We start from the raw sequence: 25,706 nt of genomic DNA on the forward strand, positions 1-25,706 counted from the left end.
CGACGTGTCAGGCTGCACTGCGATACGTCACAGCCCGGCCGGCAGCGGCTGGCCGAGCCACTTGCGCGACAGCTCGCCGAGCGAGCCGTCCTGCTTCGCATGCGCGATCGCATCGTCGATCTTCGCGAGCAGGCGCGGTTCGTTCTTGTTGACGCCGACGAAGCACGGCGAATTCTTGATCACGAACTTGACCTCGGGGCGGCGCGGCGGATTCTTCGCGAGAATCGCCGCCGCGACGATGTTGCCGGCCGCGATCAGTTGCACCTGCCCCGACAGGAACGCCTGGATCGTCGCGTTGTTGTCCTCGAAGCGCTTGATCGTCGCGTTCGGCGCGAGCTGCGACAGCGCGATCTCCTCGAGCGCGCCGCGCGTCGCGCCGACCGTCTTGCCGGTGAGGTCGGCGGGCGCGCTCACCTTCACGTCGGACGGCCCGAACACGCCCTGGAAATACGGCGCGTACGCGCTCGAGAAATCGATGACCTTCTCGCGCTCCGGGGTCTTGCCGAGCGACGAAATCACCATGTCGACCTTGTTGGTCGTCAGGTACGGAATCCGGTTCGCACTGTTCACCGGCACCAGCTTCAGCTTGACGCCGAGCGCCTTGGCGAGGAGGCCTGCCATGTCGATGTCGTAGCCCTGCGGCTGCATGTCCGTGCCGACCGAACCGAACGGCGGATAGTCCTCGGGCACCGCGACGCGCAGCGTGCCGTTTTTCGCGATGGTGTCGAGCGCATCGGCGTGGGCCGGCGCGGCGGCGAACAGCGCGATCACGGGGGCGGCGAGCAGCGCTGCCAGCCAGGTGCGTCGGGGGAACGGTCGGGTCGTCGGGCTCACGGTGAATCTTCCTTGTCTGGTATGTCGTCGGGCAGCGCGCAACGATTGCGCGGCCGACACCACTCCAGCAAAAACCGGGCCATCGCCGTGAAACGCTTGCCGCACCGGCGCCAGACGGAAACTTCGATGTGCCGGATTCCTCATTTCGGTGCATGAGCCGGCGCCATCGGTAACGGTTGCCCCCGCAGCGCGCGCCGGCGCACCAAATTACCTATCCGGTTCACCCGGCGCCGACACCCTATGCATGGATTCGAACAGGCCCAGTCCAAATTTGCATTCCGTTTGTGACCGGAATTACGGCTGACTACGTTCGCGACGTACCGTGCCTTTCGTCACGTCCGACGAACCGCAATCTGGACGGGCGCGCTCGATTGCGCGCGCCGGACCTCCGGTACCGGTGGTCCCGATCGTCCGCGACCGGGACGATTCCCATCCCCTCCCTGCGCGAGGAACCCGTCATGGCATCGATTCCCGACCCGTCGACAACCGGCGAAACCGACAAACGCAGCTGGCTCGAATCGCACGAAGCCGGCTATCACAAGACCCTCGGCAATCGACAGGTGCAGATGATCGCGATCGGCGGGGCGATCGGCACCGGGCTGTTTCTCGGCGCCGGCGCCCGGCTGCAGGCCGCCGGCCCCGCGCTCGCGATCGTCTATCTCGTCTGCGGCGCGTTTTCGTTCCTGATCCTGCGCGCGCTCGGCGAGCTCGTGATGCATCGCCCGAGCAGCGGCAGCTTCGTGTCGTACGCACGCGAATTCCTCGGCGAGAAGGCGTCGTTCGTCGCGGGCTGGATGTACTTCCTCAACTGGGCGATGACCGGCATCGTCGACATCACCGCCGTCGCGCTCTACATGCATTACTGGGCGCCGTTCGCGGCCGTGCCGCAGTGGGTCTTCGCGCTCGTCGCGCTGTGCATCGTCGCGACGATGAACCTGATCGGCGTGAAATGGTTCGCTGAAATGGAGTTCTGGTTCGCGCTGGTCAAGGTCGCCGCGATCGTGCTGTTTCTCGTGATCGGCGCGGCGATCCTCGGCACGGGCATGCCGGTGGCCGGCCATGGCACCGGCCTGCACCTGATCACCGACAACGGCGGGTTCTTTCCGCACGGACTGATGCCGGCGCTGGTGCTGGTGCAGGGCGTGGTGTTCGCGTTCGCGGGCGTCGAACTGGTCGGCACGGCCGCCGGCGAATGCAAGGATGCGCGCAAGGTGCTGCCGCGCGCGATCAACAACGTGATCTGGCGCATCGCGATTTTCTACGTCGCATCGGTCGTGCTGCTGGTCTGCCTGCTGCCGTGGAGTGCGTACAAGGCGGGCCAGAGCCCGTTCGTCACGTTCTTCGGCGCGCTCGGCGTGCCGGGCATCGGCTCGGTGATGAACCTGGTAGTGCTCACGGCCGCGCTGTCGAGCCTCAATTCCGGCCTGTATTCAACGGGGCGCGTGTTGCGTTCGCTGTCGATGGGCGGCTCGGCCCCCGCGTTCCTCGCGCGGATGAGCGGGCAATCCGTCCCGTACGCGGGCATTCTGGTGACGGTCGCGATCTATGTGGTCGGCGTGCTGCTCAACTATCTGGTGCCGTCGAACGTGTTCGAGATCGTGCTGAACATCGCGTCGCTCGGCATCATCAGCACATGGGGCTTCATCGTCGTGTGCCAGATGAAGTTCCGCGCCGCGGTCAGGCGCGGCGACGTGGAGGACGTATCGTTCAGGATGCCCGGCGCGCCCGTGACGTCGTGGCTCACGCTGCTGTTCCTGCTCGGCGTGCTGGTGTTGATGGCATTCGACTATCCGAACGGGACCTGGACGATCGCCTCGATCCCGCTGGTCGCGCTGCTGCTCGTGGCCGGCTGGAAATGGCTGAGCCGTCGCGCGCGCCGCGCGTTGCTGAAGCCGACGATTCCGTCGATCGCGCTCACGCAGAACGTGCTCGAGAAAGGCGACGACTGACTCGCTACGGCATGCATGCCGTCCGTTGAAGGCACCGCCGTCGAGCCGCGGACGGCGGTCGCCAACCATGCTCAGTGATGGTCGTACAGTTGGCGCTCGTCGAGCGACGCGAGCGATTGCGCATCAGTGCGCTTTGCGGCGACGCTCGGTGCGGCGGCCGATTGCGCTTGCTGCACGGCGACCTTCGCCTCGGCGGCCTGGATGTCCTCGGGATAGTTCGGATCGTTACTGATCGGCCGATAACCGGCCTGTTCGACGCGGACGAGATCGGCGCGCACGTCGGCCCGTGTGAGCGCATGGTCGGTAGTTTGCGCCAATGCGACGATCGGTGCGCTCAGTGCGCAGGAAAGCAGGACTGCACGAATCAGGTTGTTCATGATGTTCACCTCTCAATGATGGCGTGTTCGCGTCCGCGGATCAGGCCGGACATCCGCTCCCCATCGATGTGATGAAGAGTTGGATTCATTCTGCGATTCGCGCGCTTTCCTGAAGGTGAGGCTTCGATTACGGTTTTGTTATCTGAGCGCTCGCGTCCGTCGTGGGCGGACCGACCCGGTTCGCCGCACGCGGCGCGGGCCCTCAACGCGACGCGCATGCCAGTCGAGCATCGCGTTCATGCGGGCGCGTCGAGCGGCCGTACTTCCGGAATCATCGCGGCCTGGCCGCGCACGATGCCCTCCGCGTCGATTAGTTGCCACACCGTCGCGCGTTCGATCCAGAACCGCTTGCCGGATTTCGTCACGCGCACGCCGCGGTATTCGGCCACGAAGCCATCGCGCATCACCTTGTCGAGAAACACCTGGCGCTCGTGTCGCTCCATCGGCTCCGCCGACAGACGGGACGGCAACGCCGTCAGTTCATCCCAGTCGTATTCGAAAATCGCCTGCGCGCGCCGGTTGCCGTACACGAACACCGGATCGGCCGACGTGTCATGCGCCAGGATGCCGAACGGCGCCGCCTCGTAAAGCCACGCGGCGCCGTCGGAGGCGCTCATGCCGTCGGGCACGAGCGGGCGGTTCACGAGCCGGCGATACGAGTCGGCAAGAAGAAGGAAGAAGTTTGCATCGGTGCGCAACGACATCGGTCTGGCTCCTGAAATCGGCGAGATACGCGAATGAGCGAAGGTTTGCCGCCGGACATTATGGATGAAGCGGCGCCCCGCCGTCGGCGGCGCGTGTTTGGCCAGCCCGCATCGCGCCGCGCGGCCCGCCGCACGGCCGCTGCCGCCGTGCCGGCGCAGATAACGGTTTCGTAATCTTCGAGTCAGGGTCGGGTCAACGCCGCGCCGGCAGACTGCGTGCTCGTCGCATCGAATGCGCGTCCATTCCCCGCTTCGAGGAGCACCATCATGTGGATCGTCCGGCTGGCGTTACGCAGGCCCTACACGTTCGTCGTACTCGCGCTGCTGATCTTCATCGCGGGGCCGCTCGCGCTGCTGCGCACCCCCACCGACATCTTCCCGAACATCGACATTCCGGTCGTCAGCATCGTCTGGTCATACAACGGCTTCTCCGCCGAAGACATGGCCAAGCGCATCACGTCGAACTACGAACGCGCGCTCACGTCGGACGTCGACGACATCGAGCACATCGAATCGCAATCGCTGAACGGCGTGTCGGTCGTGAAGATCTTCTTCCACCCGGGCGCCGACATCAATCGCGCGATCGCGGAAGCCTCGAGCAACGCCGCGTCAATCCTGCGCATCCTGCCGCCCGGCACGCTGCCGCCGAACATCATCACGTACAACGCGTCGACGGTGCCGATCCTGCAGCTCGGGCTGTCGAGCAACACGCTCGCCGAGCAGCAGCTGTACGACCTCGGCAACAGCTTCATCCGCACGCAGCTCGCGACCGTCCAGGGCGCGGCCGTGCCGCTGCCGTTCGGCGGCAAGATCCGCCAGATCGTCGTCGATCTCGACACGCGTGCGCTGCAGGCGAAGGGCCTCGCGCCGATCGACGTGGTGAACGCGATCAACGCGCAGAACCTGATCCTGCCCGGCGGCACCGCGAAGATCGGCACGCACGAGTACGACGTGCAGATGAACGGCAGCACGCAGACGGTGGCCGCGCTGAACGACCTGCCGGTGAAGACGATCGGCGGCACGGTCGTCTATGTGCGCGACGTCGCTCACGTGCGCGACGGCTACGCGCCGCAGACCAACATCGTGCGCGTGGACGGCAAACGCGCGGCGCTGCTGACCGTCGAGAAAACGGGCAGCGCGTCGACGCTGACGATCATCGACCAGGTGAAGGCGATGCTGCCGAAGATCGCGGCCGGGCTGCCGAAGGCGCTGCACATTTCGCCGCTCGACGACCAGTCGGTGTTCGTGAAGGCGGCGGTCCAGGGTGTCGTGCGCGAAGCGCTGATCGCTGCCTGCCTGACCGCGCTGATGATCCTGCTGTTCCTCGGCAGCTGGCGCGCGACGCTGATCATCGCGATCACGATCCCGCTCGCGGTGCTCACGTCGCTGCTCGCACTCGCCGTGCTCGGCCAGACCATCAACATCATGACGCTCGGCGGGCTCGCACTCGCGGTCGGGATCCTGGTGGACGACGCGACCGTCGCCATCGAGAACATCACGCATCATCTCGAGCTCGGCGCGCCGCTCGAGGAAGCCATTCTGACCGGCGCGGGGGAAATCGCGGTGCCGACCTTCGTATCGACGCTGTCGATCTGCATCGTGTTCGTGCCGATGTTCCTGCTCACCGGCGTCGCACGCTACCTGTTCGTGCCGCTGGCCGAAGCGGTGATCTTCGCGATGATCGCGTCGTACTTCTTCTCGCGCACGCTGGTGCCGACGCTCGCGATGGCGCTGATGCGCGCAAAGGGCCACGGCCGGCCGCCGCGCGGCGTGTTCGCCCGCTTCGTGCGCTTCCAGGCCGCGTTCGAACATCGCTTCGAGGCCGTCCGGCTGCGCTATCGCGCGCTGCTCGCCGCGGCGATCGCCCGGCGCCGCCGCTTCGCGGCCGCGTTCCTGCTCGCCTGCGTCGCATCGACCGGCCTGTTCGCGTTCGCCGGCCAGGACTTCTTTCCGTCGGTCGATACCGGCGAGATCCGCCTGCACCTGCGCGCGCCGACCGGCACGCGGATCGAGGAAACCGCACGGCTCACCGACGAAGTCGAAGCGAAGATCCGCAACGTGATTCCGACGACCGAACTCGCAGGCGTGCTCGACAACATCGGCGTGCCGGTGAGCGGGATCAACCTCACGTACGACCCGTCCGACCCGATCGGCACCGGGGACGCCGACGTGCTGATCACGCTGAAGCCGAACCATGCGTCCACGGCCGCGTACGTCGCGAAGCTGCGCAACGTGCTCGCGCAGTCGTTCCCCGGCGTGACGTTCGCGTTCCTGCCGGCCGACATCGTCAGCCAGATCCTCAATTTCGGGCTGCCCGCGCCGATCGACATCCAGATCGTCGGCAACCAGCTCGACCCGAACCGCGCGGTCGCGAACGCGCTGCTCGCGAAGCTGCGCGGCGTGCGCGGCCTCGTCGACGCGCGCATCCAGCAACCCGGCGACGAACCGGCGATCGACGTGAACGTCGACCGCACCAAGGCGATCCTGGCCGGGCTGCAGCAGCGCGACGTCGCGCAGAACCTGTTGATCGCGCTGTCCGGCAGCTCGCAGACCACGCCGAACTTCTGGCTCGATCCGCGCAACGGCGTCAGCTACCCGGTGCTCGTGCAGACGCCGCAATACACGGTGAATTCGCTGCAGGCGCTCGCGAACGTGCCGCTGCCCGCCGGCACCGCCCGCGCGCCGCAGACGCCGGCCGGCGGCCCGGCGGCCGGCGCACCCGCGCAGAACCTGATCGGCACGCTCGGCAGCTTCTCGCGCACGACGCAGCAGGCGGTCGTGTCGCACTACAACGTGCAGCCGGTGCTCGACCTCTTCGCGTCGGTGCAGGGGCGCGACCTCGGCGGCGTCACCGCCGACGTGACGACACTCGTCGACGCAGCCCGCGCGCAACTGCCGCCCGGCTCGTCGATCGTGCTGCGCGGCCAGGTGCAGGCGATGCACGAATCGTTCGCGGGCCTGCTCGGCGGCCTCGTGCTCGCGGTCGCGCTCGTCTACCTGCTGATGGTCGTCAATTTCCAGTCGTGGCTCGACCCGCTCGTGATCGTCGGCGGCCTGCCCGCGTCGCTCGCCGGCATCGCGTGGATGCTGTTCGTCACGCGCACGACGCTGTCCGTGCCTGCGCTGACGGGCACGATCCTGTGCATCGGCATCGCGACCGCGAACAGCATCCTCGTCGTAAACACGGCGCGCGAACTGCTCGCCGGCGGCGCGCCGCCGTGGCAGGCCGCGCTGGACGCCGGGTTCAACCGCTTCCGCCCGGTGCTGATGACCGCGCTCGCGATGCTGATCGGGATGCTGCCGATGGCGCTCGGCCTCGGCGACGGCGGCGAGCAGAACGCGCCGCTCGGCCGCGCGGTGATCGGCGGGCTCGCGTTCGGCACGGTGTCGACGCTGCTGTTCGTGCCGGTCGTGTTCGGCTTCGTCCACGCATGGCTCGACCGGCGTCGCGAGGCCGCGGCCGCACGACGCGCGCAGCCCACCTCCGATACGCCGGCGCTCGGCTGATCGCGCCGCCGCCCTTTCATCCGATTCGTCCAACCTCGAGCCCCCATCATGAACGACTCGATCGAACCCCTCGCCCCGCCGGCCGCCGACGCGGCCCACCCTGCCGGAAGCACGATCGAACGCGCGGCCGTCCCGCCCCGCTCCCGCGAGGCGGCGCCCGACGCGCCGCACCGCCGAGGCGCCCGTCGACTGACCGTGCCGCTCGCCGCCGTCGCGCTCGCCGCCGTACTACTCGCGACCGGTATCGTGCCGCGTATCGATGCGCGCGCCGCGCAGCGCGCGCAGGTGGCCGCGCAGCAAGCGCTGCCGGTATCGGTGATCGCGCCCGGCACGGCGCCCGCCGACCAGACGCTGACGCTGCCCGGTTCGGTGATGCCGTTCGCGGAAGCGTCGATCTATGCGCGCACCAGCGGCTATATCGCGCACTGGAGCGCGGATCTCGGCACGCACGTGAAGGCCGGCCAGCCGCTCGCGCGGATCGCCGCGCCCGATCTCGATGCGCAGTTGCGCCAGGCGCGCGCCGACGCGGCCACCGCGCAGGCGAACTACGACTATGCGAAATCGACCGCGCAGCGCTGGCAGGACATGCTGAAGTCGCAATCGGTGTCGCAGCAGGATACGGACACGAAGGTGGCCGACATGAACGCGAAGCGTGCGATGCTCGCGTCCGCGCAGGCGAACGTCGCGCACCTGAACGAGCTGGTGTCGTACGAAGCGGTCAGCGCGCCGTTCGACGGCGTGATCACCGCGCGCAACGTCGACGTCGGCACGCTCGTCACCGCGGGCGGCACGCCGGGCAGTCCCGGCTTGTCCGGCGAGCTGTTCCATCTGGAGCAGACCGGCACGCTGCGCGTGTTCGTCGACGTGCCGCAGGACAGCGCGGCCGACGTCTCGACCGGCACGCCGGTCTACCTGACCACGCAGCAGTATCCGGGGCGGCACTTTGCCGCGCGTATCGCGCGCACGGCGGGCGCGATCGATCCGGTCACGCGCACGCTGCGCGTCGAGATCGACGTCGACAACGCCGACGGCGCGCTGCTGCCCGGTGCGTATGCGCAGGCGCACCTCGTCGTCGCGAGCGCCGCGCCCGCGTTCGAGCTGCCCGTCAGCGCGCTGCTGTTCCGGCCGGACGGCGTGACGGTGGCGACCGTCGCCGCGAACGGACGCACCGTGCTCAAGCGCGTGCAGATCGGGCGCGATTTCGGCACACGCGTCGAGATCGTCGCGGGGCTCGCGGCAGGCGATCGCGTGATCGACAACCCGGGCGATGCGATCACGGCCGGCGAAGTCGTGCAGATCGTGTCGATCGCGCACGCGGCGGGACCGGTCGCCGCTTCGTCGGTGCAAAGCGCGCAACCCGCGCCCGCGAGCGGTGCGGGCGGCATGCCGCCGATGCGCGCGAGCGGCGCAGCGCCGGCCGCATCGACACCCGCCTCGGCGCCCGCACGCGGCTGACCTATCGAAAACCCCTGACGAGATATCCGCCATGCGCCTCGCTCATCCGCTCCCGTTCGCCCGCCGCGCCGTCGCGCTCGGCGCCGCCGCGGCATTGGCCGCGTTGACCGCCTGCACGACGCTGCCGCCGTATTCACCGCCCGCGGTCGCCGTACCGGCGCACTACGCGGGCGCACCGGCCGCACCGCCTGCGCAAGCCGGCTGGCACGTCGCGATGCCGGCCGACGCCGACGCGCGCGGCGCATGGTGGACCGTGTTCGGCGACGCCGACCTGAACGCGCTCGAAGCACGCGTCGACGTATCGAACCAGACGGTGAAGAAAGCGCTCGCCGATTTGCAGCAGGCCCGCGCGATGGTCGACTACCAGCATGCGGGCTTCCTGCCGACGATCGCCGCGGGCGCCGCGCAAAGCCGCGCACGCGTGTCGCAGAACCGGCTCGGCTCGTCGCTGGCCGGCAAGACCACGCCCGACTATCAGGCCGGCGTGGCCGCGAGCTGGGAGCCCGACGTATTCGGCCGCGTGCGCGATGCGGTGGCGGGCGCGCAGGCGAACGCCGCCGCGAGCGCGGCCGACCTGCAGGCCGTGAAGCTGTCGGTGACGGCCGAGCTCGCGACCGACTATTTCGCGCTGCGCTCGCTCGACACGCAGAAGCAGCTGCTCGACGACACGGTGCACGCGTACGCGGACGCACTGACGCTGCTGAAGCAGCAGCTTGCGGCCGGTGCGATCGACGCGTCGGCGGTCGCGCAGGCCGACACGCAGCTCGAAGCGACCCGCACGCAGGACACCGACATCGACGCGTCGCGCGCGCAGCGCCAGCATGCGATTGCAACGTTGGTCGGCGAAAGCGCGTCGACGTTCGCGCTGCCGCCGCGCGTGCAGTCCTACGACGTGCCGGCCATCCCGCCCGGCGTGCCGTCGCAACTGCTCGAGCGGCGGCCGGACATCGCGGCGGCCGAGCGTCGCGTCGCGGCCGCGAACGCGCAGATCGGCGAGGCGCGCGCGGCGTTCTTTCCGGACCTCGTGCTGTCGGCGAGCGCCGGGCTCGAAAGTTCGTTCTTCGCGCCGTGGCTCACCGCACCGAGCCTGTTCTGGTCGCTCGGCCCGCAGCTCGCCGGCACGCTGTTCGACGGCGGGCGCCGCAGTGCGTCGCTGCGCGGCGCGCATGCGCAATACGACGGCGCGGTCGCCGATTACCGGCAAACCGTGCTGGTGGCATTCCAGCAGGTCGAGGATCAGCTGTCGTCGCTCGATGCGCTCGCGTCGGAGGCACGCAGCCAGCAGCGCGCGACCGACGCGGCCGACCTGTCGCTGCGGCTGACGACGAACCGGTTCAACGCGGGCGCCGTCAGCTACCTGGACGTCGTGACCGCGCAGACGATCGCGCTGACGGACCGGCGCACGGCCGACCAGATCGATGCACGGCGAATGGAGGCCGAGGTCGGGTTGTTGAAGGCGTTGGGCGGTGGCTGGCAGGCGAGTGCGAGTGCAGAATCAGGCGCGGAATCGAACACCGGCAAGAAAGAACCCGCAGCGGCCGCGCGACCCGAACCCGCCGTCACGCTGCCGGCGGCCGGTTGAACGTGAGAGGCGCGCAGCTGTAGCGCCATTCCAACTCGTCAATCGGCGGATGAAAGGCTGCACGTCGGTAATACGGGTCGTCGACGTCACCGCACGACATGTCACCGTCAGTCACGCGAACCATGTCTTCTCCATCGCTTGCGCGCGGGTCGACTGCCTTGCGGTAGTCCGAGAGCGAACCCATGTTGTTTTCCGTTGTGTCCGGGACCAGAGGTCCGAGCCGAGCGCAAAGGCTTGCTTCCGTAACGTAACCCGGTATCTGACCATCAGATGGCGGCGGCGTTGAAGCTGGCTGGAAGCAGATGATGATTGCGTTCGTCCTGCTGGAACAGGTATTTGCCGTTCATGTGCCTGGCCAGGCCATCGAGATCTGGGAAGAGCGTGGCAGGCGTCACCCCCGCTTTAGCAAGATCCAAGCGCATGCGGGCGAAGGCTTCGGCCGGAATCGTCACGTACTGCAAACGCTGCCAGTAGTCGTCCTCACACTCGAGCGGCGGAAATCTCAGCGTGTCGTTGTCGCCTGGATAGCTTCTATGCAGGGTGAAGTAGCCTTCCTGCGCAGTGATTCTCGGCGAAACATGGCTCGGGTAGACCACCCCCGTGCGGCGAACACGGAACGGTTGCGCGCTATTAGGGGACAGTACTGTGACCGGTGGGTCATAGGTCAACATCCAGACCGCGCCGTGGCTACCCGGCTTGGCGGGCGCTTGTACCGCGAACCATAGCGCAGCCAGGGCGCTGCCAGACCAGTCAAGCAGACGTGTCGCCATGCCGTGATGTTGCGCAATCGCCAGCCACTCCAGATCGCTAAGCTCTGCGTGGGGAAAATTCAGATACGGCAGTGCACGTCGTTTGAAGTCACTGAGCATCGATTGCTCGATGCCTGGTGTAAGGTCAAAAACCTGTGGCCGTGCGATGCCCGGTATCAACGTATGCTCCGCGTTGCGATGCCCGCGAAACAGTACCTGCGGATCCTCAGGCCAGAGCGGGTCATCAACTCGATTTGTGACTTCGTGCAGGAACTCTGCGAGGGTGCATACGTCGCGGAGATGCTGCATGTGGCGATAAGACCTCTTCTTCGGCTCCCCGGAGACGGTTTCGGCCAAAGATGACTCGGTCAGGCCATGATCGGCCATATTCTCTTCCTTCTTCATCGCTTCCAGTTTTTCGGTGGCAACTAGTCTTGCAGTCCGTGAGCCCTCGACAGAGCCCGCCCTATCGCTTGCATTCGCTCGTTCGCGCGGCTCCAGCTACCGAACAACTGATCCCATCTTTCTTGGGAAACGATCACTCCAGTATTTGGAAGACTCGCCATATGATCGGCGAGCGCCTGAAGCTCCTCCGCGGCGGCTCTTTGGAGCGCCCAAAGGCACTCGATTTCTCGGGGGTCGATCTTCATGTTTTCCTTGGTGTACGAGCTTGGTCAGCAGCCGTCGGCTCAGGAGGCTGAGCGGGTCATGGTGTCGACGAGGGTCTTTTCAGACACTTTGAATATCAAATGGAAAATAGACCAAATAAAGCCAGCTGCAGTCGATGACCTGCCCTCGATAATCTGACCTCGTCTCCGCTGACGAGTCTCTCAGTCAAATGAACCGCGTTGATCAACGTGCACGCAGGTCCAATCCAGAAATTCATGTCCTATTCCACGGTTTCCTATTGAATCCCAGCCTAGCTTCGATGGTATTGATGGAGCCGCACTATTTCCCTCAAATGACTCCGCACACAATGGAGACCAGAGTTACTGGATCGCCGTCCACAAGACGTTTAACGGCAGCGAGACTGGAAACTCCAATCAATTGTCGAATGAGTTTGGGCGACCAGCCTTGGCGATGGAGATTCACTGCGAAGGTTCGCCGAGCCACGTTGGCGTTACCGCTTTCGAAGCCCGCCTGCGTGTGCAGTCGGCGGATGATTTCGTTCAGCGTTTCGCAAGAGTCACTGGCCGCACCTGTACGCGTGACGCTGCGCGTAAAGGCGAACGGCGCTCCGTCGCTGGTTAGGAACAGCGAGCTTTGCGTGTCCAAGCCCCCCGTACGCCGCACGTGCTGTGCTGATGCCGTGGCCCGATTCGCGGCGATATTGCAGGTAGTTGTCCACTGCTTCGCGAGCCTTGGCGTTAGCCCACGGAAGCGGACGGCTTTTTCCTTTATTCGAGAATGGTCTGGAGACGCGCGAGCGCATCTTCGACCACTTCGGACGGGGCGCGCTCGACCTTGCGTGCGCCACGCGCCTCAAGATCGAGCGTGCGAACCATGTTCACAAGGGCCACGCCCTGCGTTTCAGTGCCCGAACCCGAGAGGGGCACAGCGAATCCCGCGTATCGCGCGAATTCGCCGCCCTGCGTAATCGGCGCGACGAGCGCCACGCCAAGCGCATTGAACGCAGCAGGCGACAGAACGAGCGCGGGGCGAAAATCCCCTTGTTGCTCCTTGCCTACGGTCGGGTTCAGGCTAACGCGCACGATATCGCCCCTCTCAAACTTGACGCGCCTCACCATGCTTCGTGCCCCACCGGCTTGGATTCGCCCCACGCGGCCAGGTCGGCCGGTTCCGGGGCCTTCGGATCGCACTGCGCGATCAGGTCATCCAGTGAATACTTGCGCCGGGCTGGCGAAAGCAACACACCATCGGGGCGCACATCGGCATTCAGCGAGCTACCTACCGACGCGTCGATTTGCTCAAGCAACACGGCCGGAAGCCGGACTGCCGCGCTGTTGCCCCACTTCTGAATTTTGAGTTCCATATCATCACTCCAAATGTAGATCCATTGTAGATACTCGCAGATCAAAAGGCAAGCACTTTGTATCTACATTGAAGATACCAGTGAGAGCGAAGGCGCGGTGCTGCCAACCGTACAGTTATCGGCCGCGAGCACTCGTAAGTTGAGGCCAAATCGCCAAGCTGCCCCCCTCACTCCCCAAGGTCGATCGCGGCAATCGCTTCGCGCATGTCTCGCTGGGAGACATCGACGTAGGGCGCAACGTGATCGATATGTGCGTGCCCCAACAGGATCTGAACTGGTTTCAAGCGAATGTCCGTTAGCTATCAGCCGCGTTGCACACGTCCGGCGGCCTGAGTGGCTGCTGAAGCCGGCTCCGAGGCCAGCAGCCCGATACAAACGGGTGACGTAACTTTGAGGCTGTCAGCGGCCAAATACTCCACTGCCTCCCCTTCGAAATTCACGCGACGCTTCACGCTAAGCTCGAATGGGTCGCCCTTCTGCCTGAGGATGAGCCGGGTTTTGGGCATCAGGCCGACGGCCGGCTGAACGTGAGCATGAAACGCGTGCCGGCCGCATCGCTTTCGACGCGGGCGGAACCGCCGTGCAGCTCCATCACCGACCGCACGATCGCGAGGCCGAGCCCGGCCGTGCCGCCCGGCGCACCGCCGCTGCGCGCCGGGTCACCGCGCACGAACCGGTCGAAGATCCGGGGCAGCAGCGCGGGATCGATCGGCTCGCCCGGATTCGCGACGACGACGCGCACCGCGTCCGGCGTTTCGTCGACGGCGAGCGTGATGACCCCGCCGGCCGGTGTATACCGCAGCGCGTTCGCGAGCAGGTTGCCGATCGCGCGGCGAAACAGCTCGACGTCGGCGGTCAGCCGCCCCTGCCCGTCGACGCGCAGCGTCGAGCCTGCTTCGTCGGCGAGCCCCTCGAAATACCCGGCGATGCGTTCGAGTTCGTCGCGCACGTCGAATGCCCGCTGCCGCGTGACGAAGCTCGGATGCTCGGCGCGCGCGAGGAACAGCACGTTGTCGATCATCCGCGCGAGCCGGTCGTATTCCTCGAGATGCGATTCGAGCAGCGCCTGGTATTCGTCGGCCGGGCGCGGCCGCGCGAGCGCGACTTCGGTCGCGCCGCGCATGTTGTTCAGCGGCGTCCGCAGGTCGTGCGCGAGATCGGCGCTGAATTGCGACAGATGCGAGAACGCCTGCTGCAGGCGGCCGAGCATCGCATTCTGCGCATCGACGAGCGCCCGCAGCTCGCGCGGCGCGCGCGACGCGTCGAGCCGCGTGTCGAGCTTGTCGACCGTGATCCGGCCGGTGTTGTCGACGATCTCGCGCAGCGGCTCGAGTGCCGTGCGGATCAGCCCGTAGCCGAGCAGCAGCGCGAACAACGCGCCGAGGCCGCCGGCAAGCTTGAGCCGGTCGCGGTAACCGTCGAGCAGCGCGGCCCGGTCGCGCATGTTGCGCGCGATCGCGATGTGAATCGGCGTGCGGTCGCCGAGCAAGGCCTCGATCACGACGCCGCGCATCGGCGTGCCGCCCGCCGCGACCCATGTGACGAGTCGATCGGCCGTGATCCGGTCGTTCGCGGGTATCGGCGTCGCATTCGGCGCAACCAGCTGCGCATCGGCCAGCGGCGCCGACGCGGCCGCACGCGCGTCGTCGAGCGCGGCGAGCGTGACGTTGTGGCGCACCAGCATGTCACCCTGGCCATCGGTGACGACCATCGACAGCGCCTCGTTGCCGAGCACCTGGCTCGTGAGCCGCTCCGTATGCGCGCGCACCGCGTCGAGCGATTCGAGCTCGCCCGCGAGCCGGCGCGTATGGCGCGCGGCGAGCACGATGTCGAGGTCGTCCTGCGTATTGACCTGTCGCTCGAGGCTCGCGTACACGTACACGCCGACGAGCCCGAACGCGGCCAGCGTGGTCGCGGCGATTGCGAGTGCGAGCGTCGCGGCCAGCGAACGCGGCCACCTCATGCGTCGTCCTTCGGTTCGAGCACGTAGCCGACGCCGCGCACCGTGTGGATCAGCTTCACCGGGAATGCGTCGTCGATCTTCGCGCGCAGGCGCCGGATCGCGACTTCGACGACGTTGGTATCGCTGTCGAAGTTCATGTCCCACACGTAGGACGCGATCTGCGTGCGGCTCAGCACCTCGCCTTGCCGGCGTGCGAGCAGCTGCAGCAGCGAGAATTCGCGCGGCGTCAGGTCGATCCGCGTGGCGCCGCGCTTCACGCGGCGGCGCACGACGTCGATTTCGAGGTCGCCCACCGCGAGATGCTCGGTTTCGCGCGGCGGCCCGCGCCGCGCGAGCGTGCGGATGCGGGCGAGCAGCTCGACGAACGCGAACGGCTTCACCAGGTAATCGTCGGCGCCGAGCTCGAGGCCGTGCACCCGGTCCTGCACGTCGTCGCGCGCGGTCAGGAACAGCACCGGCGTCGTATGCGTGTCGCGCAGCCGCTTCAGCACGCCCCAGCCGTCGAGCACCGGCAGCATCACGTCGAGCACGATCACGTCGTAGCGCTCTTCCTGCGCGAGCGTCAGCCCTTCGCCGCCGTCCTTCGCGAGATCGACGCTGAACCCCGACTCCTCGAGGCCCTTCTTCAGGTAGGCGCCCGTCTTCGGCTCGTCTTCAACTATCAGGATGCGCATGGCGGTTCCGTCGCGGTCATGGTGACATGCGGCGATGTTACCGGGAAACGGCGACGGCGCACTGCACGGTGCAAGCGGGAACGCGGTTGATGACAAAACGGTAATCGGGCCGTCAGCGTGGCGTGCGGTGGCGAACCCCCGAACCCCATTGGCGGCGCCGATCGGTATGCCGGAGACGGGTAGCCCTGTGCACGCGGGCGCGGTGCGGATGCCGGGAACCGAGGACGCCCCGGACGGAGATGTCCGCACATCTCACGCGTCGCCACTGCGTATGCAACCGAACTTAAAGGCGTCTTCCCGAGCCGCTGCTGCCGCTATTTGAAACCGGCCTGCGCGAACCCGCACGTCGGATCGAACGCGTCGAGGATCGTCGCCGACGTGCTGGCCATTCGCGTGGCCATCGCGTCCGGGTTCGCGCGCGCGGGCCCTGCCGAAGCCGGTGCACCGCCTTTCACATCAGGCCGCCGCCCAGCACGGTGAGCCCCCCTTCCGCTGCGCTCGGATTCCTTCATGCCTGCACGCCGCACCCATTGAACAACGCCGAGCTTGCTGAGCGGCGTTTCGTCGAGCGGTTTCGTCACGGCCCGGACGAGCGCATCGGAACTGCCCCGAAAGCGAGGGCCGGCCGGATCAAGGCTTGTATCAAGCGGCATCGATAGCACATGCCGGCACAGCTGCGCCCCGACAAAAGTAACCCTCCGAACATCGTATGATTGCATTTTCACATTTTATGTGATTTTATTATCGCGTATTGCACGCCGCCGCCCACCACGCGCGCGGCGCATCCCATACCAAGGAAGAGACGCAGATGGAGACAATCGCCGTGATCGGCAGCAACATGGTCGACCTCGTGACCTATGTCGCACGCATGCCCGCCCGGGGCGAAACGCTCGAAGCGCCGAACTTCGAGCTCGGCTGCGGCGGCAAGGGCGCGAACCAGGCCGTCGCGGCCGCCCGCCTCGGCGCGCGCGTCGTGATGGTCACGAAGGTCGGCGACGACGTCTTCGCCGACAACACGATCCGCAACTTCGCGCGCGAAGGCATCGACACCACGCACGTGCGCAAGGTCGCCGGCGTGCCGAGCGGCGTCGCGCCGATCTTCGTCGAACCCGATTCGAGCAACAGCATCCTGATCGTCAAGGGTGCGAACCGCCACCTGACGCCGGCCGACATCGACGCGGCCGCGCCGCAGCTCGCCGAATGCGCGCTGATCGTGCTGCAGCTCGAGATCGAGCTCGACACCGTCTATCACGCGATCGAATTCGGCGCGCGCCACGGCATTCCGGTGCTGCTGAACCCCGCGCCCGCGGTGGCCGATCTCGATTTCGAGCGGATCCGCACCGTCGAATTCTTCGTGCCGAACGAAACCGAGCTCGCGATCGTGTCCGGCATGCCGGTCGATTCGCGCGACAGCGCGGCGCGCGCCGCCGAAGCGCTGGTCGCGCGCGGGCTCAAGCACGTGCTCGTCACGCTCGGCGGCGACGGCTCGCTGCTGGTATCGCGCGACGGCGTGCGGCACGTGCCGGGCGTGCCGGTCGACGCACGCGACACGACGGGCGCCGGCGATGCGTACATCGGCTGCTTCGCGCGCTGCTATGCCGCGTCACGCAACGCACTCGATGCGATGCGTTACGCGTCCGCGTATGCCGCGCATTCGGTCACGGGCCTCGGCACGCAGAAGTCGTACGCCGACACCGCGACGTTCGAACGCTTCCTCCGCGACGCCGGCATGTAAGCGGCGCCTTCATCGACGAGACAATTGGGAAGGAGACACCCATGGGCCGAGCCAGAATCGAACACACCCCCGACGGCTATTACCTGAACCGCACGCCGCTCTTCGCGTTCACGCTGCTGTGCTGCCTGTTCGCGCTGTGGGGCACCGCCGCGAACCTGAACGACGTACTGATCGCGCAATTCAAGAAGTCGTTCTTCCTGTCCGATTTCGAATCGGCCTTCGTGCAGTCCGCGTTCTATCTCGGCTACTTCTTCCTCGCGATTCCGGCCGCGACCGTCGTGAAGAAGTTCAGCTACAAGACGACGATCCTCGTCGGCCTGCTGCTCTACACGACCGGCTGCCTGCTGTTCTTCCCCGCCGCGTCGATGGCGAAGTACGGGATGTTCCTCGTCGCGCTGTTCGTGATCGCGGCCGGCCTGTCGTTTCTCGAAACCGCATCGAATTCGTATTCGACGCTGATGGGCCCGCGCGCAACCAGCACGCGGCGGCTGAACATCTCGCAGACGTTCTATCCGTTCGGCGCGATGGCCGGCGTGTACATGGGCAGCTTCCTGATCTTCAAGGAAGGCGATGCGTCGCATGCGCAGCTCGCCGCGATGTCGGCCGCCGAAGCCCACGTGCACCAGCTCGCGATGATCCAGGCCACGCTGGAGCCGTACAAGTGGCTGATCGTCGTGCTCGTGGCCGTGTTCATCGTGTTCGCGCTCACGCCCTACCCGGCCTGCAAGGGCAACGGCCCGAGCGTGGCCACGCACCGGATCGACGCGCGCGGCACGCTCGCGCGCCTGTTCGGCAACCGGCGCTTCGTCGCGGGCGTCGTCGCGCAGTTCCTGTATGTCGGCGCGCAGGTCGGCGTGTGGAGCTTCACGATCCGGCTCGCGATGCAGATCGGCGGCCTGACCGAGCGCGGCGCGTCGCACTACCTGCTTGCCACGTTCTTCGCCTTCTTCGTCGGCAAGCTCGTCGCCACGCTCGTGATGAAGCGTGTCGGGCCGGCCAAGGTGCTGATCGCCTACGGCATCCTGTGCATCGCGCTGCTCGCGTACACGATCAGCGTGCACGACATCACGGCCGTCTATGCGGCCGTGGGCGTGAGCGTGTTCCTCGGCCCGTGCTGGCCGACGATCTACGGCCTCACGATCGACGGGCTCGGCAAGGACACCGAATACGGCGGCTCGATCCTGGTGATGAGCATCGTCGGCGGCGCGGTCGTGCCGCTGATCCAGGGGCTGATCTCCGATCACACGGGCGGCAACATGCAGCTCGCGTTCGTCGTGCCGCTCGCGTGCTTCGTCGTGATCGTCTACTACGGCTTCTACTGCCTGCGCCACCTGCCGGCCGCGACACCCGACGCAGCCGCCGACGGCCACGCGCCCGCGCGCTACGCCGCCACGCGCAACACGTCGGGAGCCTGAGCATGCGAGGCGAAATCGAACTGCGCCGCGACGACTTTCGCGACACGCCGCGCACGCTGTACCGCACCGACGGGCTCACCGTCACCGCGTTCGCGTATCCGTCCGGCGTCGAGGCGCTGAAACTCGAGAACCGTCGCGGCCACCTCGTCGTGCTGCCGTATCTCGGCCAGATGATCTGGGCCGCCGCGTTCGACGGCCGCGACCTGACGATGAAGCACATGTTCCGGCAGCCGAAGCGCGCGGCGTCGATCATCGATACCTACGGCTGCTTCATGTTCCACAGCGGGCTGTTGCGCAACGGCTGCCCGGGGCCGGACGACACGCATGCGCTGCACGGCGAGATGCCGTGCGCGCCGATGGATCGCGCGAGCGTCGTCGGCGCGGAGGCGCGCGGCGCGTTCGTCGAGGTGACCGGCGAATACGAATACGTGCAGGGATTCGGCAGCCACTACATCGCGCGCCCGTCGGTGCGGCTCGCCGAGCACGACGCGCAGATGACGATCGCGATGGAGGTGACGAATCTCGGCGGCGCGCCGATGGACCTGATGTACATGGCGCACCTGAACTATGCGTACGTGCCGGGCGGTCGTTTCGTGCAGTCGCTGCCTCGAGGCGGGCTGCGGTTGCGCGACAGCGTGCCCGCGCACGTCAAGCCGACCGCCGCGTGGCGCGACTACACGGCCACGCTCGCGCACGCACCGGAACGGCTTCACACGCTCGATGCGCCCGCGCTGTACGACCCGGAGATCGTGTTCTTCATGAACGGTGCGAAAACGGATGCGGACGGCGTCGCGCATTTCCTGCTCGAACATCCGGATGGCGGCGCGTTCCACACCGCATACCGTCCCGAGCAATTCCCGCATGCGACGCGCTGGATCCTGCACAACGCGGACCAGCAGGTCGCCGCGTTCGCGCTGCCGTCGACCTGCGAGCCGGAGGGGTATGAAGCCGAACGCCGCAAGGGCCATGTGGCGGCGCTCGCGCCGGGCGCGACACGCCGCTTCGAAGTCGTCACCGGCTACCTCAGCGCGGCGGAAGCACGCGATGCGTGAAGCGATGCGCGGCCGCGCGGCGTCAGGTCACGAGCGCGATCCCGTGTTCGCGAATCGCCGTTTCGTAGCGGCGGCTCAGTTGCCCGTCCGAGATCACGTAGTTGAAGTCGGTCAGCTCGGCGAAGTACGCCGCGCGCACTTCGTCGAATTTCGTGTGGTCGACGAGCAGGAAGCGGTTCTGCGCACGCGCCATCACCTTCTTCTTCGCGTCGACTTCGTGGAAGTTGAAGCAGGTCACGCCACAGCGGTCGCTCACGCCGGCGGCGGAGATGAACGCCTTCGACACGCGCACCGTGTCGAGGATGCCCGTCTCGGCCACCGACTCGAACACCATGTTCTTGCGGTGGTACACGCCGCCGCACAGGATCACGCTGCAATGCGGCTTCTGCTGCAGCTTCGCGAACACGTTCAGCGAATTGCAGACCGCGGTGAATTCGAGGTCGTCCGGAATGAAGTCGACGACGAACGGCGTGGTCGAGCCGCAGTCGACGAAGATCGTGTCGCCGGTCGTCACGAACTGCGCGGCCAGCTTGCCGATGCGGCGCTTCTCCTCGGTCTGCCGGTCGTTCTCGGTGCTGACCACGTACTCGCCGATGTCGCTGCGCTGCGCGGCGAAGTGGCGCGTCACGTAGCCGCCGATCAGGCTCAGGCCGTGTGGGTTGTCCGCGAGATCGCGGCGGATCGTCATCTCGGACACACCGAACAGCTCGGCCACTTCCTTCAGATGAATCGCGTTCTGCCCTTGCAGCACGTTCATCAATGTCTTGATCCGTTCGCCTTTCTTCGTTTCCATGCCAGTATCCTGCGTGCCCGCCGCATCCGTCGCTCGTCGTGCCGGGCGCGCGGGCCCGGCCGGAATGTCGTATTTGTAACAAACCGATGTGAAAACATCAACTTTACGTGTGCCCTTCCGGCGCACGCTCCGTGGAGTCCTGAAACATGCCGCTTTCCAATGCCCAACTCGCTCAAACCATCGATCACACGCTGCTCGCGCCCGACGCGAGCGACGCGCAGATCCGCGAACTCTGCCGCCAGGCGGCCGAGCATCGCTTTTACTCGGTCTGCGTGAATTCGGCGAACGTGCCGCTCGCCGCGCGCGAGCTGGCCGATACCGGCGTGCTCGTCTGTGCGGTGGTCGGCTTTCCGCTCGGTGCCGGGCTGTCGGCCGCCAAGGCATTCGAAGCCACCGCCGCGATCGCGGCGGGCGCCGGCGAGATCGACATGGTGATCAACATCGGCGCGCTGAAGAGCGGCCGCGCCGACGACGTGAAGGCCGACATCGACGCCGTGCATCAGGCATGCGGCGCGGTGCCGCTCAAGGTGATCCTCGAAACGGGGCTGCTGAGCGACGACGAGAAGGTGCGCGTGTGCGAGATGTGCCGCGATCTCGGCGTCGCGTTCGTGAAGACGTCGACCGGGTTCGGCCACGGCGGCGCGACGCTCGCGGATGTCGCGCTGATGCGCCGCACGGTCGGCCCCGTGCTCGGCGTGAAGGCGTCGGGCGGCGTGCGCGACCGCGCGGCCGCGCTGGCGATGATCGAGGCCGGCGCGACGCGGCTCGGCACGAGCTCGGGGGTGGCGATCGTGACGGATCAGGGGGGGAGTGGGTCGGGGTATTGACCGATGCTGCAGGCCGCCGACGGATTGGCGGACGCGGACGCGGGCACGATGCCAGGCTTCGCGCCTATGCGCCGGCTCGCGCGCGGCGCCTGCGTCCATCCGATGAGAACGCTTACCGTCCGCTCGCGATCGACATGCCCTGACAATTTCGACAGGGGCACCGCAACGCCTCTTCCACCCGCCCCGCGCCACCGGCACAATGCCGCTCATGCTCCAGGACAACGCCTTCGTTTCCCCATCCGCCGGCCCCGTCGGCCGCCTCGTCAACCGGCTCGTTGCGAGTCGCCCGCTGCTGCGCACACGCCGCGCGCTGCTGTCGCGCCTGCCGTTCCTGCAGCTCGCGAGCGAGGTCGAGAACGTCGTGTACTGCACGTGGCTCGTCGATGTTGCGGCGGTCGCGCATCTGGTGCCGCACGGCGTCACGCTCGCGAGCCGCGACGGCCGCACGCCGTTCACGATCCTCACCTATGCGCACCGCCATTTCGGCCCGCGTATCGCGGGCCCGCTGCGACGCGTATTCCCGTCGCCGTTGCAAAGCAACTGGCGGCTTTATGTCGATGCGCTGCCGGGTGGTGTGCCGGCCGATCGCACGGTGCTGTTCGTCAAGAACGTGTTTGACCATCCGCTCTATGCACTCGGCAGCCGACTCTTCAGCGACGCGCTGCCGTCGCATCTCGCCGAGCGCTTCACGCATGCAGTGCAGGATGGACGGTATCGGACGCGGCTGTCGGGCGGTAGCGGGAGCGCGCCCGATTTCCATTGCCCGGCGGCGATGTCGGATGACGCCACGCTACCCGAGGCGTTCGCGCCGTTCTTCGAAAGCTGGCGCGACGCCGTCGCTTACCTGTCGCTGCAGCACGCGGCCGTCGCGCATGTCGCGGACTGCGACCGCCTCGCGCATGCGTCGATCGACCTGCCGATCGATGTCGACGCGGTTCGGCCGCTGAAACCGGTCGAACCGGTGGGCGGCGGCGAATTCCTCGCGCGCATCGGCGCGACCGGCGAACCGATGTGCTTCGTCGTGCCGGACGTCGCGTTCAGGGTGTTGTCGGAGCGGGTCTTGTAACGCCCCACTCAACCCGCTCGCAACACGCGGGCGCTTTCCTCCACGTCGCTCTCTTCCGCCATCCGCCCGATGTAATCCCGCACGAACTGCACGGCGATCCGCCCCGACCGCGCACCGCGTTCCAGCGCCCACTGCAGCGCCGGTTCGCGCGCCGCGCGAATCTGCTCCGTATCGAACCCGGCTTCGCCCAGCCGGCTGTCGACCACCGCCAGATACGCGTCCTGCGTGAATCCGTAGAACGTCACCCAGATCCCGAAGCGCTCGGACAACGAGATCTTCTCCTCCACCGCGTCGCCCGGATGCAGCTCGCCGTTCTCCGCACGCGACACGTTCGCGTTGTCGCTCGCCTGCTCGGGCATCAGGTGGCGGCGATTCGACGTCGCGTACACGAGCACGTTCGACAGGTCGCTCGCGACCGATCCGTCGAGCACCGTCTTCAGTTCCTTGTAGCCGGTCTCACCCGCCTCGAACGACAGGTCGTCGCAGAACACGATGTATCGTTCCGGCCGCGCACGCACCAGCTCGACGATCGCCGGCAGGTCGCTCAACTGCTCCTTGCCGACCTCGATCAGCCGCAGCCCGTGCGGCGCGAACGCATGCAGGCACGCCTTCACGATCGACGACTTCCCGGTGCCGCGCGCGCCGGTCAACAGCACGTGATTCGCCGCGAAGCCGCGCACGAACTGCCGCGTGTTCCGTTCGACGATCGCCACCTGCCGCTCGACGTTGCGCAGCGCATCGAACGCGATGAGCGCGGGTGACGCGACCGGTTCGAGCGGCGCCGCGCGCGGCCCGCCGTCGAAGCCGCGCCAGAGGAATGCAACGGCCGCGTCGAAGTCGACGGGCGCCGGCTGGCCGGTGCCCACCAGCGCTTCGAGCGCGATCGCGATCCGTTCGAGCTGCTGCGCGAGCGCCGGGCCCTCCACGGATGCACGCGCGTCCGGCAGCGCGGCCATCAGGTGCTGCATGTCGCGATCGCCGCTCATTGCCGCGCCCCTTTCGATGCGCTCGCCTGGAACGGGAACCGCTGCGCGATCGCCACGCCGACGAGCGCCACGCCGCCGCCGATCAGGTGATACAGCCGCAGCGATTCGCCGAGCAGCACGATCGCGCCGCCGGCGGTCATCACCGGCAGCAGGTTCATGAACATCGCGCAACGGCTCGGGCCGAGCAGCCGCACGCCCTGCATCCACAGATACGGCAGCACCACCGACGCCAGCACGCCGGCATACAGGATCAGCGGCACGCTCGCACGCGTCGGCCACGCCGCCTGCGCGGGCAAGCGCAGCAGCATCGGCACCATGAAGACGAGCGCGGCGAGCGCCTGCACGTAGGTCGACTGCCACGCCGGCAGCGCACCGATGCGCCAGCGCTTGAGCAATACGCCGTACAGCGCATAGGCGGCCGACGCGGCCAGCATCAGCAGGTCGCCCGTATGCACGCCGCGCGTGGCGATCGTCGTCGGGTGCCCTTCGGCAATCAGGTAGACGACGCCCGCGAGCGACAGCACCCCGCCGCCGATCATGCCCACGCTGGGCGGATCACCGAGCAGCAGCGAGCTGAGCGCCATCGTCATCAGCGGCACGAGCGCCGTGATGATCGCCATGTTGGTCGCGCTGGTCGTTTTCGCGGCCTCGTAGGACAGGCTCTGGAACAGCGCCATCGCGAGAAAGCCGAGCACCGCGAGCTTCGGCAGGTGCGCTGCGAGCGCCACGCGATTGCGCCACGCGGGGCGCAGCGTGAACACGCTCATCAGCGCGACGGCGAGCAGCAGCCGGTAGAAGGTGATCGCCGACGGGTCGATCGTCGACGCCGACAGCTTCGACACGACCACGTTGCCGGCCCACAGCGCGATCGCGCAGAAGGGAAACAGAAGAGGAGACTTGTTCATCGCATTCGACGGATTAATATCCCGACAGGGGGTTGGCGTGGATGGGAACGCCATCGTGCCCGCCCGTCCACCTGCCTGTCTCACGCCAAAATGTCACGACTTGTCGCCAATCGGACACTCGAGTCCACGCCGCCCGGTGCCCACCTGCGCTTCGAATCGACGCCGATGCCCGTCTCGGCGATGGCGGCGACGTACGCGCACGGCACGTCGATCGCGCCGCACCGGCATCGCCGCGCGCAGCTGCTCTATGCGATCGAGGGCGTGATGCACGTGCAGTCCGAAGGCGCATCGTGGGTCGTGCCGCCGACGCGCGGCGTGTGGCTCGAAGCCGGTCTCGACCACACGGTGCAGATGAGCGGCGACGTGCAGATGCGCACGGTGTTCGTCGAACCGGGCGCGGTCGAGCACCTGCCCGCGCGGAGCTGCGTCGTGGAAGTGCATCCGCTGCTGCGCGAGCTGATCCTCGCCGCGGTGGACGTGCCGCTCGACTATGCGCCGGGCTCGCGCCACGATCACCTGATGCACCTGCTGCTCGCCGAGGTGACGGTCGCGCCGCTGCTGCCGCTGTACCTGCCGTGGCCGCACGACCCGCGCCTGCGCACGATCTGCGACGCGCTCGTCGCCGCGCCCGACGATCTGCGCACGATCGCCGAATGGGCCGACCTGCTCGGGCTGTCGGTCCGCACGCTCCATCGTGCGTTCCGGCGCGAGACGGGGCTCAGCTTCCGTCGATGGCGCGAACAGGCGCGGCTGCTGCTCGCGCTCAAGCGCCTCGCGCACGGCGAGAAGGTGCTGACCGTCGCGATGGATCACGGCTACAGCAGCCAGAGCGCGTTTTCCGCGATGTTCAAGCGGCATTTCGGCGTGTCGCCGTCGGCGTTTTACGCGTAGCGGTTGTCGGCGCATCGTCCGTTTGACTCCTATATGGAAGTGCCCGCACCGACGCGATGCGACCTAAACGTATCCTCTCCAGCGCAGGCATAAGGTCCGTGCGCATTAGTCTCGATCCTCAGTTGCTCGTTGACCGCCCGAAGACCACGGGTATTAACTGAACTCGCCGCAGACCGATCTCGGTAGGCGGCGCTCATCGTTCCCCCTATCGCATCTCGTCAGTGTTCCGAGCACGGCGACAGCATCTTG

General features: G+C 67.1%; 24 protein-coding genes. 10 read left to right on the forward strand and 14 right to left on the reverse strand.

Going from position 1 to position 25,706, the window contains the following annotated elements; genetic code table 11:
* Positions 1–27: 27 nt before the first annotated feature.
* Positions 28–834: a transporter substrate-binding domain-containing protein gene (locus LGM89_RS22765; protein WP_046546696.1), complete on the reverse strand. Its 807-nt coding sequence runs from the start codon at positions 832–834 to the stop codon at positions 28–30.
* Between the two features lie 458 nt (positions 835–1,292).
* On the opposite strand from LGM89_RS22765, the gene ansP reads away from it, so the two are divergent.
* On the forward strand, positions 1,293–2,783 hold the full coding sequence (ansP, locus tag LGM89_RS22770; protein WP_226273950.1) for an L-asparagine permease: 1,491 nt from the start codon (positions 1,293–1,295) through the stop codon (positions 2,781–2,783).
* A 71-nt stretch (positions 2,784–2,854) separates the two neighbouring features.
* Here the strand turns inward: ansP and LGM89_RS22775 are convergent, their stop codons facing one another.
* Positions 2,855–3,160: a DUF4148 domain-containing protein gene (locus LGM89_RS22775; protein ID WP_226206321.1), complete on the reverse strand. Its 306-nt coding sequence runs from the start codon at positions 3,158–3,160 to the stop codon at positions 2,855–2,857.
* Positions 3,161–3,396: 236 nt separating this feature from the next.
* Positions 3,397–3,864, reverse strand: a complete 468-nt coding sequence (locus tag LGM89_RS22780) for an MEKHLA domain-containing protein (RefSeq protein ID WP_226273951.1) — start codon at positions 3,862–3,864, stop codon at positions 3,397–3,399.
* 267 nt (positions 3,865–4,131) lie between these two features.
* On the opposite strand from LGM89_RS22780, the gene LGM89_RS22785 reads away from it, so the two are divergent.
* Genes LGM89_RS22785 through LGM89_RS22795 form a run of 3 tightly spaced genes read left to right on the forward strand, consistent with a single transcriptional unit; the run spans position 4,132 to position 10,408 of the window.
* On the forward strand, positions 4,132–7,371 hold the full coding sequence (locus tag LGM89_RS22785; protein WP_226273952.1) for an efflux RND transporter permease subunit: 3,240 nt from the start codon (positions 4,132–4,134) through the stop codon (positions 7,369–7,371).
* A 48-nt stretch (positions 7,372–7,419) separates the two neighbouring features.
* Positions 7,420–8,826, forward strand: a complete 1,407-nt coding sequence (locus LGM89_RS22790; protein WP_226273953.1) for an efflux RND transporter periplasmic adaptor subunit — start codon at positions 7,420–7,422, stop codon at positions 8,824–8,826.
* A 31-nt stretch (positions 8,827–8,857) separates the two neighbouring features.
* Entirely contained in the window at positions 8,858–10,408 is a 1,551-nt protein-coding gene (locus LGM89_RS22795; protein ID WP_226273954.1) for an efflux transporter outer membrane subunit, read from the forward strand.
* Here the strand turns inward: LGM89_RS22795 and LGM89_RS22800 are convergent.
* The 8 genes from LGM89_RS22800 to LGM89_RS22835 form a co-directional block, all read right to left on the reverse strand.
* Positions 10,386–10,592 (reverse strand): hypothetical protein, encoded by a 207-nt coding sequence (locus LGM89_RS22800; protein ID WP_226273955.1) that lies wholly within the window; start codon positions 10,590–10,592, stop codon positions 10,386–10,388. The two genes, LGM89_RS22795 and LGM89_RS22800, sit on opposite strands and share 23 nt — an antisense overlap.
* 82 nt (positions 10,593–10,674) lie before the next feature.
* The gene (locus LGM89_RS22805) at positions 10,675–11,562 is read right to left on the reverse strand and encodes an FRG domain-containing protein (RefSeq protein WP_226273956.1); all 888 of its coding nucleotides are present in this window, start codon (positions 11,560–11,562) and stop codon (positions 10,675–10,677) included.
* A 552-nt stretch (positions 11,563–12,114) separates the two neighbouring features.
* On the reverse strand, positions 12,115–12,432 hold the full coding sequence (locus tag LGM89_RS22810) for a site-specific integrase (RefSeq protein ID WP_226273957.1): 318 nt from the start codon (positions 12,430–12,432) through the stop codon (positions 12,115–12,117).
* Positions 12,433–12,554: 122 nt separating this feature from the next.
* Positions 12,555–12,905, reverse strand: coding sequence for a type II toxin-antitoxin system ChpB family toxin (locus LGM89_RS22815; protein ID WP_089463857.1), 351 nt, complete (start codon positions 12,903–12,905; stop codon positions 12,555–12,557).
* A complete protein-coding gene (locus tag LGM89_RS22820; protein ID WP_089464289.1) occupies positions 12,899–13,150 on the reverse strand; it encodes an AbrB/MazE/SpoVT family DNA-binding domain-containing protein in 252 nt (83 codons plus the stop codon). The genes LGM89_RS22815 and LGM89_RS22820 overlap by 7 nt, the downstream gene beginning before the upstream one ends.
* A 505-nt stretch (positions 13,151–13,655) precedes the next feature.
* Positions 13,656–15,113, reverse strand: coding sequence for a heavy metal sensor histidine kinase (locus tag LGM89_RS22825; RefSeq protein ID WP_226273958.1), 1,458 nt, complete (start codon positions 15,111–15,113; stop codon positions 13,656–13,658).
* Positions 15,110–15,787, reverse strand: a complete 678-nt coding sequence (locus LGM89_RS22830; protein WP_027786146.1) for a heavy metal response regulator transcription factor — start codon at positions 15,785–15,787, stop codon at positions 15,110–15,112. The genes LGM89_RS22825 and LGM89_RS22830 overlap by 4 nt, the downstream gene beginning before the upstream one ends.
* A 314-nt stretch (positions 15,788–16,101) precedes the next feature.
* The gene (locus tag LGM89_RS22835) at positions 16,102–16,506 is read right to left on the reverse strand and encodes a hypothetical protein (protein ID WP_226273959.1); all 405 of its coding nucleotides are present in this window, start codon (positions 16,504–16,506) and stop codon (positions 16,102–16,104) included.
* Between the two features lie 89 nt (positions 16,507–16,595).
* Here LGM89_RS22835 and rbsK point away from each other — a divergent pair, with 89 nt between their 5' ends.
* From rbsK to LGM89_RS22850, 3 genes are read left to right on the forward strand one after another with little or no spacing between them, the layout of a single operon-like run.
* Positions 16,596–17,522 carry a ribokinase gene (gene rbsK, locus LGM89_RS22840; RefSeq protein ID WP_226273960.1) on the forward strand — a complete coding sequence of 309 codons (927 nt, stop codon included), beginning with the start codon at positions 16,596–16,598 and terminating at the stop codon, positions 17,520–17,522.
* Positions 17,523–17,563: 41 nt separating this feature from the next.
* Positions 17,564–18,937 carry an L-fucose:H+ symporter permease gene (gene fucP, locus LGM89_RS22845; RefSeq protein ID WP_226273961.1) on the forward strand — a complete coding sequence of 458 codons (1,374 nt, stop codon included), beginning with the start codon at positions 17,564–17,566 and terminating at the stop codon, positions 18,935–18,937.
* A gap of 2 nt (positions 18,938–18,939) precedes the next feature.
* The gene (locus LGM89_RS22850) at positions 18,940–19,989 is read left to right on the forward strand and encodes an aldose 1-epimerase family protein (protein ID WP_226273962.1); all 1,050 of its coding nucleotides are present in this window, start codon (positions 18,940–18,942) and stop codon (positions 19,987–19,989) included.
* Between the two features lie 22 nt (positions 19,990–20,011).
* Here LGM89_RS22850 and deoR read toward each other — a convergent pair whose 3' ends face one another.
* A complete protein-coding gene (gene deoR, locus LGM89_RS22855; RefSeq protein WP_089498522.1) occupies positions 20,012–20,782 on the reverse strand; it encodes a DNA-binding transcriptional repressor DeoR in 771 nt (256 codons plus the stop codon).
* 146 nt (positions 20,783–20,928) lie between these two features.
* Between deoR and deoC the strand changes: the two genes are divergently transcribed.
* Complete coding sequence (gene deoC, locus LGM89_RS22860) at positions 20,929–21,609, forward strand: deoxyribose-phosphate aldolase (protein WP_226273963.1); 681 nt, start codon at positions 20,929–20,931, stop codon at positions 21,607–21,609.
* A gap of 199 nt (positions 21,610–21,808) precedes the next feature.
* Positions 21,809–22,675: a DUF2071 domain-containing protein gene (locus LGM89_RS22865; RefSeq protein ID WP_413227475.1), complete on the forward strand. Its 867-nt coding sequence runs from the start codon at positions 21,809–21,811 to the stop codon at positions 22,673–22,675.
* A gap of 8 nt (positions 22,676–22,683) precedes the next feature.
* Here the strand turns inward: LGM89_RS22865 and LGM89_RS22870 are convergent, their stop codons facing one another.
* Together LGM89_RS22870 and LGM89_RS22875 are read right to left on the reverse strand one after the other, a co-directional pair.
* Positions 22,684–23,631 carry an ATP-binding protein gene (locus LGM89_RS22870; RefSeq protein ID WP_413227478.1) on the reverse strand — a complete coding sequence of 316 codons (948 nt, stop codon included), beginning with the start codon at positions 23,629–23,631 and terminating at the stop codon, positions 22,684–22,686.
* Between the two features lie 26 nt (positions 23,632–23,657).
* Complete coding sequence (locus LGM89_RS22875) at positions 23,658–24,566, reverse strand: DMT family transporter (protein ID WP_226273966.1); 909 nt, start codon at positions 24,564–24,566, stop codon at positions 23,658–23,660.
* A gap of 90 nt (positions 24,567–24,656) precedes the next feature.
* Between LGM89_RS22875 and LGM89_RS22880 the strand changes: the two genes are divergently transcribed.
* Positions 24,657–25,457 carry an AraC family transcriptional regulator gene (locus LGM89_RS22880; RefSeq protein ID WP_039362607.1) on the forward strand — a complete coding sequence of 267 codons (801 nt, stop codon included), beginning with the start codon at positions 24,657–24,659 and terminating at the stop codon, positions 25,455–25,457.
* Positions 25,458–25,706: the final 249 nt, after the last annotated feature.

Origin of the sequence: Burkholderia sp. AU31624, from assembly GCF_020420065.1 — a bacterium.
Taxonomy (GTDB): domain Bacteria; phylum Pseudomonadota; class Gammaproteobacteria; order Burkholderiales; family Burkholderiaceae; genus Burkholderia.

Coding starts and splice junctions, on each gene's coding strand:
- ansP (WP_226273950.1), top strand. CDS start 1,293: ATGGCATCGATTCCCGACCCGTCGACAACCGGCGAAACCGACAAACGC.
- LGM89_RS22775 (WP_226206321.1), bottom strand. CDS start 3,160: ATGAACAACCTGATTCGTGCAGTCCTGCTTTCCTGCGCACTGAGCGCA.
- LGM89_RS22780 (WP_226273951.1), bottom strand. CDS start 3,864: ATGTCGTTGCGCACCGATGCAAACTTCTTCCTTCTTCTTGCCGACTCG.
- LGM89_RS22785 (WP_226273952.1), top strand. CDS start 4,132: ATGTGGATCGTCCGGCTGGCGTTACGCAGGCCCTACACGTTCGTCGTA.
- LGM89_RS22790 (WP_226273953.1), top strand. CDS start 7,420: ATGAACGACTCGATCGAACCCCTCGCCCCGCCGGCCGCCGACGCGGCC.
- LGM89_RS22795 (WP_226273954.1), top strand. CDS start 8,858: ATGCGCCTCGCTCATCCGCTCCCGTTCGCCCGCCGCGCCGTCGCGCTC.
- LGM89_RS22800 (WP_226273955.1), bottom strand. CDS start 10,592: ATGGGTTCGCTCTCGGACTACCGCAAGGCAGTCGACCCGCGCGCAAGC.
- LGM89_RS22805 (WP_226273956.1), bottom strand. CDS start 11,562: ATGAAGAAGGAAGAGAATATGGCCGATCATGGCCTGACCGAGTCATCT.
- LGM89_RS22815 (WP_089463857.1), bottom strand. CDS start 12,905: ATGGTGAGGCGCGTCAAGTTTGAGAGGGGCGATATCGTGCGCGTTAGC.
- LGM89_RS22820 (WP_089464289.1), bottom strand. CDS start 13,150: ATGGAACTCAAAATTCAGAAGTGGGGCAACAGCGCGGCAGTCCGGCTT.
- LGM89_RS22825 (WP_226273958.1), bottom strand. CDS start 15,113: ATGAGGTGGCCGCGTTCGCTGGCCGCGACGCTCGCACTCGCAATCGCC.
- LGM89_RS22830 (WP_027786146.1), bottom strand. CDS start 15,787: ATGCGCATCCTGATAGTTGAAGACGAGCCGAAGACGGGCGCCTACCTG.
- LGM89_RS22835 (WP_226273959.1), bottom strand. CDS start 16,506: ATGCAATCATACGATGTTCGGAGGGTTACTTTTGTCGGGGCGCAGCTG.
- rbsK (WP_226273960.1), top strand. CDS start 16,596: ATGGAGACAATCGCCGTGATCGGCAGCAACATGGTCGACCTCGTGACC.
- fucP (WP_226273961.1), top strand. CDS start 17,564: ATGGGCCGAGCCAGAATCGAACACACCCCCGACGGCTATTACCTGAAC.
- LGM89_RS22850 (WP_226273962.1), top strand. CDS start 18,940: ATGCGAGGCGAAATCGAACTGCGCCGCGACGACTTTCGCGACACGCCG.
- deoR (WP_089498522.1), bottom strand. CDS start 20,782: ATGGAAACGAAGAAAGGCGAACGGATCAAGACATTGATGAACGTGCTG.
- deoC (WP_226273963.1), top strand. CDS start 20,929: ATGCCGCTTTCCAATGCCCAACTCGCTCAAACCATCGATCACACGCTG.
- LGM89_RS22865 (WP_413227475.1), top strand. CDS start 21,809: ATGCCGCTCATGCTCCAGGACAACGCCTTCGTTTCCCCATCCGCCGGC.
- LGM89_RS22870 (WP_413227478.1), bottom strand. CDS start 23,631: ATGGCCGCGCTGCCGGACGCGCGTGCATCCGTGGAGGGCCCGGCGCTC.
- LGM89_RS22875 (WP_226273966.1), bottom strand. CDS start 24,566: ATGAACAAGTCTCCTCTTCTGTTTCCCTTCTGCGCGATCGCGCTGTGG.
- LGM89_RS22880 (WP_039362607.1), top strand. CDS start 24,657: ATGTCACGACTTGTCGCCAATCGGACACTCGAGTCCACGCCGCCCGGT.